This is a genomic window from Sphingomonas sp. SORGH_AS_0438 (assembly GCF_031453475.1).
Taxonomy (GTDB): domain Bacteria; phylum Pseudomonadota; class Alphaproteobacteria; order Sphingomonadales; family Sphingomonadaceae; genus Sphingomonas.
This window is the reverse complement of sequence record NZ_JAVIZS010000001.1, coordinates 1,324,380-1,339,767: the sequence shown is the minus strand read 5'-3', so window position 1 is coordinate 1,339,767 and position 15,388 is coordinate 1,324,380. Positions and strand designations below refer to the sequence as shown.

Genomic DNA, 15,388 nt, shown 5'->3' with positions numbered 1-15,388 from the left:
TTACTGGAAGCGTCCGCCGGTCTCGGCCGCGTGCTTCAGCGTCGGCGCGACGGTGAAGCCGTGGCGCTCCAGGCCATCCACGACCGTGTCCAGCCCCTCGCTCTGCGCCCAGAACATCGGGCCGCCGCGATAGACCGGCCAGCCATAGCCGTAGATCCACACCACATCGATGTCGGACGCGCGTTGCGCCTTGCCCTCCGCCAGGATCAGCGCGCCCTCGTTCACCATGGTGTAGAGGGTACGCGCGACGATCTCCTCGTCGCTGATCGTCCGGGGCGTGACGCCCGACTGGCGGCGGAAGTCGTCGATGATCGCCGCGACGCGCGGACTGTTCGACGGGCGACGCTGGTCGTCATAATCGTAGAAGCCGGCCTTGGTCTTCTGGCCCCAGCGATTCTCGGCGGCCAGCGCGTCACGGATGCTCTCGATCCGGCTGGGATCGCGGTGCCAGCCGATATCGACGCCGGCCAGATCGGCCATCTGGAACGGCCCCATCGGCATCCCGAACTCGACATGGACGCGGTCGATCTGCTCGGGCGTGGCGCCCTCCAGCAGCAGCTTGGTCGCCTCGACCTGGCGGGGCATCAGCATCCGGTTGCCGATAAAGCCATAGGTGACGCCCGCCACCACTGCGACCTTGCGGATCGTCTTGGCGAGCGCCATCACCGTCGCCAGCACGTCGGGTGCGGTCTTCGCGCCGCGCACCACCTCCAGCAGCTTCATGACATTGGCGGGCGAGAAGAAGTGCATTCCCACCACGTCGCCCGGCCGCTGCGTCACGGCGGCGATCTCGTCGATGTCGAGATAGGAGGTGTTGGACGCGAGGATCGCACCCGGCTTGGCGAGCCGGTCGAGCCGGGTGAAGATATCCTTCTTCACGTCCATATTCTCGTACACCGCCTCGATGATCAGGTCGCAATCGGCCAGATCGTCAAAGGCCAGGGTCGGCGTCAGCAGCCCCATGGCGCGTTCGACCTGATCGGCCGTCATCCGCCCCTTGGCCGCGCTCGCCTCATAGTTGCGACGCATCACGCCGGTGCCACGATCGAGCGCCTCCTGCTGCATCTCGACGATACGGACTGGGATGCCCGCCGACAGGAAGTTCATGGCGATGCCGCCGCCCATCGTCCCCGCGCCGATCACGCCGACCCGAGCGATCGGGCGAAGCTGCACGTCGGCAGGCAGGTCGTCGATCTTGGCGGCCTGACGCTCGGCGAAGAAGATGTGCCGCTGCGCCGCCGATTGCGTGCCGCCCATCAATCGCATGAACTCCTGGCGTTCGAAGGCGATGCCATCGGCGAAGCTGGCACCCGACGCGGCCTTCTCGACACAGGCGATATTGGCGGCCGGCGCATCGAATCCGCGGAAGCGGCGGCCATTCTCCTTCCGGAACGCCTCGACGGCGGCGGCGTCCGGCTGGACCTCACGCTCAGAGGCGCGGGGGATCGGCCGCCGGGCGGCCACCTCCTTGGCGAAGGCGATGGCATCGGCGACAAGCGTATCTTCGCCGACGATCCGGTCGATCAGCCCCGCTTCCTGTGCCTGTTTCGCGGAGATGGGATCGCCCTTCGCCGTCATCTCCAGGGCGAGGCGGACGCCCGCGATACGTGGCAGCCGCTGCGTGCCGCCGGCCCCCGGCAGCAGCCCCAGCTTCACCTCAGGCGTGCCGAGCTTCGCGGAGGGCGTCGCCACCCGGTAATGGCAGCCAAGGGCGACCTCGCATCCGCCACCCAGCGCGGTGCCGTGGATCGCCGCCACCACCGGCTTGCTCGACGCCTCGATCATGTCGACCAGAACCGGCAGCATCGGCTCGACCGGCGGTTTGCCGAACTCGGTGATGTCGGCTCCCGCAAAGAAGGTGCGGCCGTCGCAGCGGATCACCATCGCGCTCACGGCCGTATCAGCCACGCCCTGCTTGATCGCGGCCTCCAACCCCTGGCGCACGGCGGCGCCCAGCGCGTTCACCGGCGGATTGTCGGAGATGATGACGAGGATGTCGTCGTGATGCTCGATGCGGATCGGGGATGTCATGGGCGGACTCCTGTTCGGATCGGATGGGGCAGGGGGGTGGCGAACCCATATGCGGTCGTCATGGACGTGTCACGATGAGCGCCATACCCTTGCTTCGAATACGTGGCCAGCTATGGCTTACGTCACACCGTTGATCAAGCGGTAAGCGTTGGCTACAAGCCTTGTTCGACAAACCCGACCTTCAATCGAAAGGGATGCCGCGATGGCTGGCCTTGCTCCCGACCTGACCCATATGCATTGGCCGGCCCTGTCGCTTGCCGAGGTGGAGGCGCGACTCACCGCGCCGGGAATGCCGTTCGAGATGGCGGTCGAAACGATCCGGGGCACGACCCTGCGGGTGTGGAAGAACATACCGCCGACGCTTTCGCACCTGCTGACGGCGGCGCGGGCCTATGGCGACCGCCCCTTCACCATTCATGAGGAGGAGCGGATCAGCTACGAGGCCAATCATCGCGCCGTCGTGGCGCTGGCCACTCATCTGCAAGCGATGGGGATCGCTCGGGGCGACCGGGTGGCCCTGGCGATGCGCAACCTGCCCGAATGGCCGATGGCGTTCTTCGCGATCACGGTGCTGGGGGCGATCTGTGTGCCGCTCAATGCCTGGTGGACCGGCGGCGAGCTGGCATATGGCCTGGCGGACTCAGGCGCGCGATTGTTGATCGCCGATGGCGAACGCCATGAGCGGATCGCGCCGCACCGGGCCACGCTGCCGGCGCTGGAGGCAGTACTGGTCGCCCGGGCGACGACTCCCGTGGCGGAGACGGAGCGGCTGGAGACGGTGATTGGGACGCCGGCGGACTGGATTGACCTGCCCGATGCGGCGCTGCCCGATTCGACGATCGCGCCGGATGACGACGCGACCATCTTCTACACCAGCGGCACGACCGGCTCGCCCAAGGGGGCGGTCGGCACGCACCGCAGCCTGCTGACCAATATCCTGTCCTCGGCCTATTCCGCCGCCCGGATCGCCGTGCGGCGAGGTGAGGCGCCACCCGCCCCCAAGCCACGTGTTGCACTAACGGTCATTCCGATGTTCCATGTCACCGCCTGTTCGGCGCATCTGATGGGCGCGGTGGCGGGTGGTTCGACCACCATCTTCATGCGGCGCTGGGACACGGTACGGGCGATGGAGATCATCGAGCGCGAGCGGGTGACGGTGACCGGCGGGGTTCCGACCATCGCCTGCCAGTTGCTCGATCATCCCGACCGCGAACGCTACGACCTGTCCTCGCTGGAGGCGATCGCCTATGGCGGCGCGCCGGCCGCGCCCGATCTGGCAGAGCGTATCCAGCAGACCTTCGGCGCATTGCCCGCCTGTGGCTGGGGCATGACCGAGACGACCGCGACCGTCACCCATCATGGTGGCGAGGATTATCTGAACCGCCCGACCAGCGCGGGACCACCGGTCGCGGTCGCCGATCTGAAGATCATGGATGCCGATGGCTTGGCCGAATGCCCATGCGGGACGGTGGGCGAACTCTGGTCGCGCGGGCCGATGAACGCGCGCGGCTATTGGAACAAGCCGGAGGCGACGGCCGAAACCTTCCTCGATGGCTGGGTCCGCACCGGCGATCTGGCGCGGCTCGATGAGGAGGGCTTTCTCTACATCGTCGATCGCGCCAAGGACATGGTGATCCGGGGCGGCGAGAATATCTATTCGATCGAGGTCGAGAACGCGCTCTACGATCATCCGGCCGTGGCGGAGGCGGCTTTGCTCGGGCGACCCCATCGCGTGCTCGGCGAGGAACCGGTCGCCGTCGTCCATCTCGCACCCGATATGGCGGCCAGCGAGGCGGAGTTGCAGGCCTTTCTCCGCACGCGGCTGGCGGCGTTCAAGGTGCCGGTGGCGATCCGCTTTCTGGCCGAGCCTTTGCCCCGCAACGCCAATGGCAAGATCGTCAAGCGCGACCTCCGGGCTCTGTTCGAGCCGGTGGCCTGACCGTTCCCGCCGTCGAGGGGCGGGAACGGCCCGGTGTCAGCGGCAGCGTACCTGGCTGTTCTGGTCGATCGACCGACCCGCCAATGCACCCGCCGCGCCGCCCAGCAGCGTGCCGAGGATGCGGCTGCGGCCGCCATCGATCACATTGCCCAGAATTCCCCCGGCCGCACCGCCGATGATCAGACCGGTGGTGCCGTCCGACCGCTTGCAATAGTAACGGCCATCATAGCCGGCATAGACCCGCTCGTCCGGCGACACGACGCGTTCGCGATATTGGGTGCCATCGCGATAATCGCGGGCGGGATCGTAGACCGGCGCATCGTCGCGCGTATAGACATCGGGCGCACGGCGGTAGCCATTGTCATAGGTGGGGGGCGGCGGCGCATAGCCACGGTCGCGCGCCGCCTGATAGCGATCGACCTCCTGCCGGAAGACCTGATATTCCCGGTCGAAACGGTCCTGCGCCGCCCGGAATCGTGCCTCGTCCGCGCTGCTCTGCGCGGCGGCGGGCATTGCAGTGGCCAGCGTTGCGACGGCAAGGCCGGCGGTCAGGAAACGGGCAAGCATGATCGACATCCTCCGACCCGCGTATCGGGCTTGGAGCCCGGATACGATCCGTCGCCCGACTGGTTCCTGAACAAGCCTGCGCCGGTACGTCCTGAACCGGATCGACTCTGCCGCGTTATCGCCCGACCTACAGGAGTAACGTCATGAAATCCAAGCTGATCGCCGCCGCCCTGGTCGCGGCCTTGACCGCGCCCGTCGCCACCGCGCCGGTGCTCGCCCAGGGACGTGACCGTGGCGATTACCGCTGGCAGGGCGACCAGGACCGCGACTGGGATGCCTCGCGCAGCTATCGTCGCGACTCCCGCGCGCGGGAGCGCCGCTTGAGCCGCGAGGACCGCATCTATCGCGGGCAGGACGGCCGCGCCTATTGCAAGCGTTCGGATGGCACGACCGGCCTTGTGATCGGCGGCGTCGGCGGCGGCCTGCTCGCCAATCTGATCGGCGGCGGTACGCTCGGCACGCTGGCGGGCGCAGGTGGCGGCGCGCTGCTCGGTCGCTCGCTTGATCGCGGCAAGGTCAAGTGCCGCTGATACGATGACAAGGGGGCGGCGGATCCGATCGCCGCCCCCTGTTTTCTGGCGTCAGGGGATGGTGACGAAGCTGTCCATGACCCGCTTGCGCCCGGATTGTTCGAAGTCGATCTCCAGCTTGTTGCCCTCGATCTCCGCGATCGCGCCATAGCCGAACTTCTGGTGGAACACGCGCTGACCGACCGACAGGTCCGTTCGGCCCTTATTGCCCAGACTGACGGCACTGGCCCGGCTCTCGACCACCCGCTTGGGCGTCGTGGTGAAGCTGGACTGGCCCATCTGACCCGCCGCCCGCTGCCAGCCCGGCCCCCGTCCGGTGCCCCGCCCGATATTGGCGAAGGGATCGGCATGTTCGGACCAGTTGGCGCGCCACAGGCTTTCGCCGCCGCTCATCGTTGTCTCGCTGTCGATATGCTCGGCCGGCAATTCCCCAACGAAGCGGCTCGGGATGCTCGACGTCCACTGGCCATAGATACGCCGGTTGGCCGCATGCAGGATGATCGCCAGCCGCCGGGCGCGGGTGATCGCGACATAGGCCAGCCGCCGTTCCTCCTCCAGGCTCTTGGTCCCGCCCTCATCGATCGCGCGTTGCGAGGGGAACAGGCCTTCCTCCCAGCCGGCGAGGAAGACGGTGTCGAACTCCAGCCCCTTGGCGGCATGGATGGTCATGATCGTGACCTGCGGGTCCTGCCGCCCGCCGTCATTGTCCATCACCAGCGAGACATGCTCCAGGAACGCGCCGAGCGACTCATATTCCTCCATCGCGCGGACCAGTTCCGACAGATTCTCCAGCCGCCCCGCCGCGTCGGCCGATTTCTCCGCTTGGTACATGGCGGTATAGCCGCTTTCGTCCAGCAGCTGCCGCGCCAGCTCGGCATGGGGCAGGTCGCGTGCCATGTCGCGCCAGCGGTGGATGTCGCCGATCAGATTGCCTAGGCTGCGACGCGCCTGCGCGGTCAGCTCATCGGTGTCGAGGATGCGGGCCGCGGCCGTGGTCAGCGGCACGCCTTCGCCGCGCGCCAGCTGGTGGATCTTCGCCAGCGCCTTGTCGCCCAGGCCGCGCTTCGGGACGTTGACGATCCGCTCGAACGCCAGATCGTCGGCCGGCTGGTTGACGACCCGCAGATAGGCCAGCGCATCGCGGATTTCCGCACGCTCGTAGAAGCGGAAGCCGCCGACGATGCGGTAGGGCAGACCGATCGCGATGAACCGGTCCTCGAACTCGCGCGTCTGGTGCGAGGCGCGGACGAGGATGGCGACCTCGTCCAGGCTCTTGCCCGCGCGCCGGCAGTTCTCGATCTCGTCGCCGACCCGTCGCGCTTCCTCCGGCCCGTCCCAGACGCCGAGCACGCGCACCTTCTCGCCCGCGTCGAGCTCGGTCCAGAGCTGCTTGCCGAGCCGGCCGCTATTATGCGCGATGACGCCCCCGGCCGCCCCCAGGATGTGCGGCGTGGATCGGTAATTCTGCTCCAGCCGGATCACCACCGCGCCGGGAAAGTCCTTTTCGAAGCGCAGGATATTCTCCACCTGCGCACCGCGCCAGGAGTAGATCGACTGGTCGTCGTCGCCGACGCAGGCGATGTTCTTGCGCGCCTGGGCCAACAGCCGCAGCCACAGATATTGGACGCTGTTGGTGTCCTGATACTCGTCCACCATGATGTAGCGGAAGCGTTCCTGATAGCTCTCCAGCACGTCGCGGTGCGTCTTCAGGATGACCAGCATGTGGAGCAGCAGGTCGCCGAAATCGCAGGCGTTCACCGCCTTCAACCGGTCCTGGTACTGCTGATAGAGTTCGCCGCCTCGGCCGTTGGCGAAGCGCTCCGACTCGCCGGCATCGATATCGGCGGGCACCAGCCCCTTGTTCTTCCACTCGTCGATCAGGCCGGCCAGACTACGCGCGGGGAAGCGCTTCTCGTCGATATCCGCCGCGACGATCAACTGCTTGAGCAGGCGCAACTGGTCGTCGGTGTCGAGGATGGTGAAGTTCGATTGCAGCCCGACCAGTTCGGCATGGCGACGCAGCATCTTTGCCCCGATCGCGTGGAAGGTGCCGAGCCACGGCATCCCCTCCACCGCCTCGCCGACCAGTCGACCGACGCGCTCGCGCATCTCACGTGCGGCGCGGTTTGTGAAGGTCACGGCCAGGATCTCGCTCGGCCAGGCCTTGCGCGTATAGAGCAGGTGCGCGAGCCGCGCAGTCAGGGCCGCCGTCTTGCCGGTGCCCGCGCCCGCGAGCATCAGCACCGGGCCGTCGGTGGTCAGGACCGCCTCTCGCTGAGGCGGATTGAGGCCGCGCAGATAGGGCGGATCGGCAAGCTGGATATCAGTCACCTTTGAACAGGTAGGGAACGGCGATGCGGGGGGCAAGCGTCGGTCGACGGCGAACACTGCTTCAACGATCGGGGAGGGGTGGAACCGCGTGTCCGCCGATTCCCCGCCGACCCGTTACTCCTCCTATTGTGCAGCCGCCTGGGCGTTGCTTCCAGAGGCACCAGACGAATCGGGCGCGGGCGCCTCGGGCAGGGCGATCGCAATTTCGACGCGCCGGTTACGCGCACGGGCGGCAGGATCGTCCGAGCCATCCGGATGGGCGTTCGGCACCAGGGGACGCGTCTCGCCGAGCGCGACGACGGTGATCCGTGTCGGGGCGACGCCCTTCTCGACCAGATAGTCGCGGACCGCCTCGGCCCGCTGACGCGAGACGCGCAGATTGGCGCGATCCTCGCCCTTGCTGTCCGAATGGCCGCTGAGCGTGATCGCGCCGCCTGCTTTCATGATCGGGTCGGTCAGCAGGCTATCCAGCAGCTTGCGCCCCTCGTCATCGAGCTGATGGCCGGGTTGCGGGAAGGGAATGACCCGGTCCAGCGGTTCGAGCGCCGGCGGCTCGGGTTCGGGTGCGACGATCTCCGGACGCAGGATCGACCGGACCGGTGCCGCTTCGTTGCCAGTCGTGGTGCCGGCGACATCGTTGCCGGGCGCATTTTCGGCAGCCGCGTTGTCCGCCGGTTGCACCGCCGCGCCGTTGCCGGTCGTATCGGCCGCCGGCGTGCAGGCGGCCAGGATCAGTGCGATCGGGCCGATCGCTCCCAGCGTACGTATCATGATGCCACTCCCTCCGTCATGCGCCGCGCGGTCATCGGTGCCGGCGGTCCATAGCTGATGATCGTATCGCCGCTCTGCGGCGTCGGCCGGCTGGCATGCGAGAAGAAGCGGAGCGGCGCGCCCTTGCGCCACAGCAGCAGCATATCCGCCTCGTCCGCCATGCCCGCGCGCGCCGTATCGAAGTCGAACTTCTCGGTGATCCGCGTCTTGCGGAAGGTCCAACCCTGTTGCTGGCGTTCCATCACCGCCTCGACGCCGTGGCCGCTGCTGAACAGCGCACGGCCGCGCAGCGATGCAGGCAGGGCTCGGTCGTCCTCTTCGCCGCCACTGCCGTCGCCACCCAGCTGATAGACCTTGTCACGGCCGATCTCATGCGCGAATTCGCTGCATACCAGGGCATTATAGGCTTCGTTGTCGCTGGTGGCGACCAGCACCTCGAACTGCGACAGGTCGAGCCGGTCCTCAGTCGCTTCGGCCAGGATCTCGCCATGATAGGTGGGGATGCCGGCGTGACGGGCCGGGGCCAGCCGCTGCCAGCTGGTGTCGGCGATCGTGACCAGCACATCCAGTTGGCGCAGCATCCGTGCCAGCTCCAGGCTCCAGGGCGTGCAGCCGACCAGCAGCAGGCCCCGCTCGGTCGGTCCGGTGACCTTGAGCAGCTTCGCGACCGGGCCGATCGAGAAGCCGTGCGCGACGATCGTCGCGACCACCACCGCGAAGGACAGGGTGACCAGGATCGAGCCATCCGCATAGCCGAGCTGGTCAAGCCGCAGCGCGAACAGGCCGGAAATGGCGACGGCGACGATACCACGCGGCGCGATCCAGGCGATCAGCAATCGCTCATTCCAGGGCACGCGGGTGAAGGCCAGGCTGAGCAGCACCGTCGCCGGCCGCACCAGGAAAAGCAGCGCAACCAGGAAGGCCAGGAACCGCCACTCGAACCGCTCCAGCACCGTCAGGTTGAGCGTCGCCGACAGCAGCACGAACACGCCGGAGATCAGCAGGACAGTGACGTTTTCCTTGAAGGGGTGAATGTCGCGGAGCGAATCCAGCCGCATATTGGCCAGCGCCACGCCCATCACCGTGACGGCCAGCAGCCCGGTTTCCTGCTGCACAAGATTGGACAGTACGAACGCGCCGAGCACGGCCACCAGCAGTACGGGCGCTTTCAGATATTCGGGCACATGCCCGCGCGGAAAGGCCCAGCCGATCGCCCGTGCGCTTCCCCAGCCAATCAGCCCCGCGACGACGCTGGCCGCGACCAGCGAGCCGAGCAGCGAGGGCAGGGTGACGCCCTCGCCGGCGCGACGCAGATATTCATAGGTGATGACCCCGCAAAGCGCGCCGATCGGATCGTTGACGATCGCTTCCCATTTTAGGATCGCCCGGGGGCGGGTGGCGATGTTGCTCTGGCGAAGCAGCGGCAGCACGACCGTGGGGCCGGTCACCACCAAGATGCCCGAGAACAGGATCGCGACCGGCCAGACCAGGCCGCCGATATAATAGCAGGCGAGCGCTCCGAACAGCCAGCCGAGCGGCACGCCGAGCAGCAACAGTCGCGCGACCGCGCCGTCGGTGCGTCGTAGCTCGCGGACATTGAGGCTCAGCCCGCCCTCGAACAGGATCAGGGCGACGGCCAGCGACACTAGCGGTTCGAGCAGGTCGCCGAAGATATGATGGGGATCGATCAACCCGGTGACGGGGCCCGCGACCACCCCCGCGACCAGCATCAGCGCGATCGCCGGCCAGCCGGTCCGCCAGGCGATCCATTGCGCACCGATGCCGAGCGCACCGATCAGCGCGATAACCAAGGCCTGTTGTTCCATGCCCGGGGACATAGCGAGAAATGACCGGGATCGTAACCCGACACGGCCCAACGGTCTTAGGGCACGCCGAACGTCCACCCCTCGGTCGCCGCGATCTGCGGCGTCAATCGTGCCGGGGTCCAGAGCGCGCGATCATCCGCGTGACGACGGAGCCAGGCGGCGGTCAGGATCGCGTCGGTGGCGTGATCGTCATAGGCGGGCAGGGGGTAATGCGCCGCACTGCCCAGCTGTGCCAATGCCATGTCGAGCCCGGCCGCGTCGCGGATCTTGCTGCGCCCCTTGCGCATCCCGGCCGCGCGTGCGGCGATGGCGGTATAGATTTCGACCAGCACTAGGCCAGTCTCGGGCAGGGGATCGAACGGCCAGATCGCTACCTTGCCCGACAGGCGATGGAGCAAGCGCATACCGGCGAAGCTCGCCTTGCTGACTTGGGCCGCGCCGATCGCGTCATAGACGGTCGAGGGTTTGCGCTCGCCCAGCGGCGTCATCTCGCATTGTCGCCAGTGCAGGAAGTCGCGTTTCACCCCATCGGCCGCACCCAGGTAGAAATGTCGGCCGCGCCGTTGCTGGATGAAGTCGGCCGCGCCCAGGTCCGGGTCTTGGCTTTCCGCCTCGACCAGCGCCCAAAGCGCACGGGCGTCGGCGGTGCGGCTCTCTCCGGGCAGATGCGCCCCCCGCTCGATAAAGGGGGCGGAGAAGCTGAAATCCATTCCTATCAGCATCGGCGCGTCCCGATGCGCGACGATCCAATCGGCGATGGCGGTGCGCGACCAGGGCCGGTCATCGGGCGTATGAACGAGGGAAGGGGCCCCATTCCCCGCCTCGCACAGACCGAGCGCGATCCCACGATGTCGCGTTCCCCGCGCCCCGGACCAGTCGATCGCCGCGAACCGTTCGAACCGGCTCACGCCACCGGCTTCGACTCTTGCGCCTTGGCGGCGTCCCAGAGTTCCTCCATCGCTTCGAGCGACCGGCCGTCGAGCGGGCCAGCCATCGCCTCCATGCTGCGGAACCGACGTTCGAACTTGGCATTGGCGGCGCGCAACGCGACCTCCGGATCGATCCGGAGGTGCCGCGCCCAATTGACCACCGCGAACAGCAGGTCGCCGATTTCCTCGGCGCGGTCCTCGGGTGCGGCGATCTCGACCTCGGCGATCTCCTCGTCGATCTTGGCGCGCGGGCCATCGGTATCGGGCCAGTCGAAACCGACCCTGGCGGCGCGCTTCTGCAACTTCTCGGCCCGCATCAGCGCCGGCAGGGCCAGCGCCACGCCGGCCAGCGCGCTGTCGTCGTCCTTGGCGCTTCTCTCGCCGGCCTTGATCGCCTCCCAACCGGGGGACGCGGCGGCGTCACCAAAGATATGCGGATGACGCCGCTCCATCTTGTCCGCGATCGAAGCGACCACGTCCGGCAAGGCGAAGCGGCCGGCCTCTTCATTGATCCGGGCGTGGAAGACGACCTGCAGCAACAGGTCACCCAGTTCGTCGCGCAAGTCGGCGGTATCGTCGCGCGCGATGGCGTCGACGACCTCATGCGCTTCCTCGATCGCATAAGGCGCGATCGAGGCGGAGGTCTGCGCGCGATCCCATTCGCAACCCGACACCGGATCGCGCAGCCGTGCCATAATAGTGACCAGACGTTCGATCACAGCGCGATCCTCATGCTGAAGCTTGCTCGATAATAAACATTATGTAAAATCTCGGCCTATTTGGTTGAGGTTTTGCCGCCGCTGTTAGTGGCCGTCATCACCAGCGTCTGACCATCGACATGCCAGGACACCAGCCGCGACAGGAAGTTCATGCCCAGCACGTCCGTATCGCCGAACGCCGGCGACACCACGACGCCCAGGTCGTGCATCCGGATCGAACCGACGCTGAGTTCCTTCACCCGCGCCGTATCGGCAGCGACGCGACCATTGGCCGTCTGGATCAGCGCCGCGAACGGGCTTCCGTTCAGGTCCAGCCTCAGCGCCTTGGCGGTCCCGACCGACAAGGCCGTGGTCGTGGCGCCGCTGTCGATCAGCATCCGGCGCTTCACGCCATCGATCTCGGCGTCGGCGTAGAAATGCCCGTCGGCGTCCTGCCGTATCCGCGTCTCGCCGCCGCTGACCCGCTGGTCGGAGAACAGATTGGGCAATCGGTCACGTTGGCTGACCGCCAGCAGACCGACCGCGAAGATGCCGACCCAGGCCAATGCCATCTTCAACGTCTGCCCCAAGGGCGGCCGACGGGCGATCAGGCCCGCGAGCGGCAGGATCAGCAGCAGCGCATAGAATAGCATGTCCACGCCGCGATCGCTCATTGCCCCAATGTCAGCCCGTCATAGCCCGGCTCGACACCGGCTGGCAGCGCCGCCGCCAATGTCCGATAGTCGAGGCTCTGGTCCATATGGATCAGTGCGGTCCGGCCCGGCTTGAACGCTTCGATCCAGCCGAGCACCTGCTCGACGGTCGGGTGCGACGGATGCGGCCTGTGGCGAAGCGCATCGACGATCCACACGTCCAGATCCTGATACAGCGCCCGCATCGCATCGGTCATCACGTTAAAATCCGTGGCGTAGCCGATGCTATACCCCCCTGCCTCGAAGCGCAGCCCGGCGCTGGTTATATTGCCGTGCGGCTGATCCGTGACGGTGACGGTGATGTCGCCGATGGTGATCCGGTCCGGCAGGATATCGGCCGCGATCGTCGGAGGATAGCCCGGACGCCCATTAAAGGCATAGGCGAAGCGCGTCCGGAGGGCGTCGAGCGTCGCCGGGCGGGCGAATCCGCGCACCGGCCGGCCCAGCGCGTGGAACACCTGGCGCAGGTCGTCGATGCCATGGCAGTGATCGGCATGATCATGGGTCCAGATCACCGCGTCGAACGTCCCGACTTCGGCCGCGAGCAATTGCTCGCGCATGTCGGGGCCGCTGTCGATCAGGATGCGCGTATCGCCATGTTCGACGAGCAGCGAGGCACGCGTGCGGCGATTGCGCGGCTCGGCCGGATCGCATGCGCCCCAGTCATTGCCGATCCGCGGCACCCCCGACGAAGTGCCCGCGCCGAGGATGCGTGCCCTCATCCGCGCGTCTTGCCGAACAGGGTGTGGAAATTGGTGGCGGTGCGCTCCGCCAGCGCCTCCGGGGCCTCGCCGCGCAATTGCGCCAGAAAGGCCAGCGTGTCCACGACGAAGCCGGGTTCGCCGGGCTTGCCCCGATGCGGCACCGGCGCGAGAAAGGGCGCGTCGGTTTCGATCAGCAGACGGTCGGCGGGGATGATGCGCGCCGTATCCTGGATCTCCTTGGCGTTCTTGAACGTCACGATCCCGGAAATGGAGATATAAAGGCCGAGTTCCAGTGCCTTGTCGGCAAAATCGCGACTCGCCGTGAAACAGTGGATGACGCCGGGATAGGCGCCCTTGGCCATTTCGTCGCGCAGGATCGCGATCGTGTCCGCCTCCGCATCGCGGGTATGGACGATCAGGGGAAGGCCGGTCTCGCGGCAGGCGGCGATATGGGCGCGGAAACTGGCCTGTTGCTGCTCGGGGCCGCTATGATCGTAGTGATAGTCCAGGCCGGACTCGCCGATGCCCACGACGCGCGGATGCGCGGCGCGGGCGACCAGCTTGGCGGTATCGATATGCGGGTGGGCATCCGCCTCATTGGGGTGGATACCGACCGTCGCCCAGACATCGGCCTCGCGCTCGGCGGTGGCGAGCACCGCATCCCACTCGCTCTCCCGCGTGGCGATGTTGAGCATCGCGGTGACCCCCCTCGCCCGCGCGCGCTCCAGCACCGCCTGCTGATGCTCGACCAGTCCTGGATAGTTTAGGTGGCAGTGGCTGTCGGCAAGCATCAGGCGGACTCTACAGGGGCTTCCAGGCGGGGAAAAGCGGGCATCGGCGTGTCCAGGCGGAAGCCGGACTCCCTTTGGCGCGCATACCAGAGATCATTGTCGATCGCCGCATGGTCACGCTGCTCCACGCCCAGCAGGTCGAGCACCCTGCCCGCGCCGTCCGGCACGACGGGAAGAATGGCGATGGCGAGCATGCGGATCGCCCGGACCAGCGTGCCGAGCACCGCATGCATCCGTTCGGGATCGGTCTTGCGTAGCGTCCAAGGCGCCTGCACGTCGATATACTGATTGCAGGCATAGACGCCGCGAATCCAGCTTTCAATCCCCTGGCTGAGCATCAGGTCGGAAAAGCCCAACTTCAACCCGGCGCAGGCGACGACGACCTCCTCGATCAGCATCGCGTCGGCCGGATCGCTCCGCCCCGCCTCGGGCAGCGCGCCGCCCAGATTCTTGGCGATGAACGACAGGGTCCGCTGCGCCAGATTGCCGAACGCATTGGCCAGCTCGGCATTGACGCGAGTCACGATCGCCTCGGCCGAGTAGCTGCCATCCTGCCCGAAGCTGACCTCGCGCAGGAAGAAATAGCGCAGGGCATCGATGCCGAACAGATCGGCCAATTCCATCGGGTCGACGACATTGCCCAGCGACTTGGACATCTTCTCGCCCCGGCTGAGCAGGAAGCCGTGGCCGAACACGCTCTTGGGCAACGGGATCTTCGCCGACATCAGAAAGGCGGGCCAGTAGACCGCGTGGAACCGCACGATGTCCTTGCCGATCAGGTGCAGGTCCGCCGGCCAGAAACGGGCCTTGTCCGCATCCGGGTTCGGATAGCCGGTGCCGGTCAGGTAGTTGGTCAGGGCATCGACCCAGACATACATGACATGGCCCGGGCTGCCCGGCACCGGCACGCCCCAGTCGAAGCTGGTGCGCGACACCGACAGGTCGGACAGTCCGCCCTCCACGAAGCGCATCACCTCGTTGCGCCGGCTCTCGGGCCGGATGAAGTCGGGATTGGCGGCGTAGAGATCGAGCAGAGGCTGCTGGTACTTGGACAGGCGGAAGAACCAGGTCTCCTCCGCCGTCCATTCGACCGGCGTACCCTGGGGCGAGAGCTTGGCGCCCCCCTCCCCTTCGACCAGCTCCTTCTCGTCGTAAAAGGCCTCGTCGCGAACCGAGTACCAGCCCTCATACCGGTCGAGATACAGGTCGCCCGCCTCGACCATCGCCTGCCAGATCGCTTGGCTGGCGGCATAATGGTCGGTGTCGACGGTCCGGATGAACCGGTCGTAGGAAATCTGGAAGCGATCCGCCATCACGCTGAAATGCGACGACATCTCGTCGGCGAAGGCGCGCGTCTCCAGCCCGCGCGCGCGGGCTGCCTGCGCCATCTTCAGCCCATGTTCGTCGGTGCCGGTCTGGAACAGCACGTCGCGCCCCGCCTGACGCTGGAAACGCGCGATGACGTCGGCCGCGACCATTTCATAGGCATGTCCGATATGCGGACGCCCATTGGGATAATGGATGGCGGTGGTGATGTAATAGGGTTCGGCCATGCGCG

General features: G+C 66.9%; 13 protein-coding genes. 2 read left to right on the top strand and 11 right to left on the bottom strand.

Annotated elements, in window-relative coordinates:
* A complete protein-coding gene (locus tag QE452_RS06315; RefSeq protein WP_309659064.1) occupies nt 1–2,031 on the bottom strand; it encodes a 3-hydroxyacyl-CoA dehydrogenase NAD-binding domain-containing protein in 2,031 nt (676 codons plus the stop codon).
* A gap of 202 nt (nt 2,032–2,233) precedes the next feature.
* On the opposite strand from QE452_RS06315, the gene QE452_RS06310 reads away from it, so the two are divergent.
* Nucleotides 2,234–3,970 carry a class I adenylate-forming enzyme family protein gene (locus QE452_RS06310; RefSeq protein WP_309659065.1) on the top strand — a complete coding sequence of 579 codons (1,737 nt, stop codon included), beginning with the start codon at nt 2,234–2,236 and terminating at the stop codon, nt 3,968–3,970.
* A 36-nt stretch (nt 3,971–4,006) separates the two neighbouring features.
* On the opposite strand, the gene QE452_RS06305 is transcribed toward QE452_RS06310, so the two are convergent.
* Entirely contained in the window at nt 4,007–4,537 is a 531-nt protein-coding gene (locus tag QE452_RS06305) for a glycine zipper 2TM domain-containing protein (protein WP_309659066.1), read from the bottom strand.
* Nucleotides 4,538–4,680: 143 nt separating this feature from the next.
* Between QE452_RS06305 and QE452_RS06300 the strand changes: the two genes are divergently transcribed.
* Nucleotides 4,681–5,067 carry a glycine zipper 2TM domain-containing protein gene (locus QE452_RS06300; RefSeq protein WP_125995008.1) on the top strand — a complete coding sequence of 129 codons (387 nt, stop codon included), beginning with the start codon at nt 4,681–4,683 and terminating at the stop codon, nt 5,065–5,067.
* Nucleotides 5,068–5,118: 51 nt separating this feature from the next.
* Here QE452_RS06300 and QE452_RS06295 read toward each other — a convergent pair whose 3' ends face one another.
* From QE452_RS06295 to metG, 9 genes are all read right to left on the bottom strand, one after another.
* On the bottom strand, nt 5,119–7,398 hold the full coding sequence (locus QE452_RS06295) for a UvrD-helicase domain-containing protein (protein ID WP_309659067.1): 2,280 nt from the start codon (nt 7,396–7,398) through the stop codon (nt 5,119–5,121).
* A gap of 123 nt (nt 7,399–7,521) precedes the next feature.
* Entirely contained in the window at nt 7,522–8,169 is a 648-nt protein-coding gene (locus QE452_RS06290; RefSeq protein ID WP_309659068.1) for an OmpA family protein, read from the bottom strand.
* On the bottom strand, nt 8,166–9,995 hold the full coding sequence (locus QE452_RS06285) for a sodium:proton antiporter (protein ID WP_309659069.1): 1,830 nt from the start codon (nt 9,993–9,995) through the stop codon (nt 8,166–8,168). The genes QE452_RS06290 and QE452_RS06285 overlap by 4 nt, the downstream gene beginning before the upstream one ends.
* A 56-nt stretch (nt 9,996–10,051) precedes the next feature.
* A complete protein-coding gene (locus QE452_RS06280) occupies nt 10,052–10,903 on the bottom strand; it encodes a hypothetical protein (RefSeq protein WP_309659070.1) in 852 nt (283 codons plus the stop codon).
* Nucleotides 10,900–11,643, bottom strand: a complete 744-nt coding sequence (mazG, locus tag QE452_RS06275; RefSeq protein WP_309659071.1) for a nucleoside triphosphate pyrophosphohydrolase — start codon at nt 11,641–11,643, stop codon at nt 10,900–10,902. The genes QE452_RS06280 and mazG overlap by 4 nt, the downstream gene beginning before the upstream one ends.
* A gap of 56 nt (nt 11,644–11,699) precedes the next feature.
* Nucleotides 11,700–12,275, bottom strand: a complete 576-nt coding sequence (locus QE452_RS06270) for a retropepsin-like aspartic protease (protein WP_309659099.1) — start codon at nt 12,273–12,275, stop codon at nt 11,700–11,702.
* Nucleotides 12,276–12,292: 17 nt separating this feature from the next.
* Nucleotides 12,293–13,057 (bottom strand): MBL fold metallo-hydrolase, encoded by a 765-nt coding sequence (locus tag QE452_RS06265; RefSeq protein WP_309659072.1) that lies wholly within the window; start codon nt 13,055–13,057, stop codon nt 12,293–12,295.
* Nucleotides 13,054–13,830: a TatD family hydrolase gene (locus tag QE452_RS06260; RefSeq protein ID WP_309659073.1), complete on the bottom strand. Its 777-nt coding sequence runs from the start codon at nt 13,828–13,830 to the stop codon at nt 13,054–13,056. The genes QE452_RS06265 and QE452_RS06260 overlap by 4 nt, the downstream gene beginning before the upstream one ends.
* Nucleotides 13,830–15,383, bottom strand: a complete 1,554-nt coding sequence (metG, locus tag QE452_RS06255; protein WP_309659074.1) for a methionine--tRNA ligase — start codon at nt 15,381–15,383, stop codon at nt 13,830–13,832. The genes QE452_RS06260 and metG overlap by 1 nt, the downstream gene beginning before the upstream one ends.
* Nucleotides 15,384–15,388: the final 5 nt, after the last annotated feature.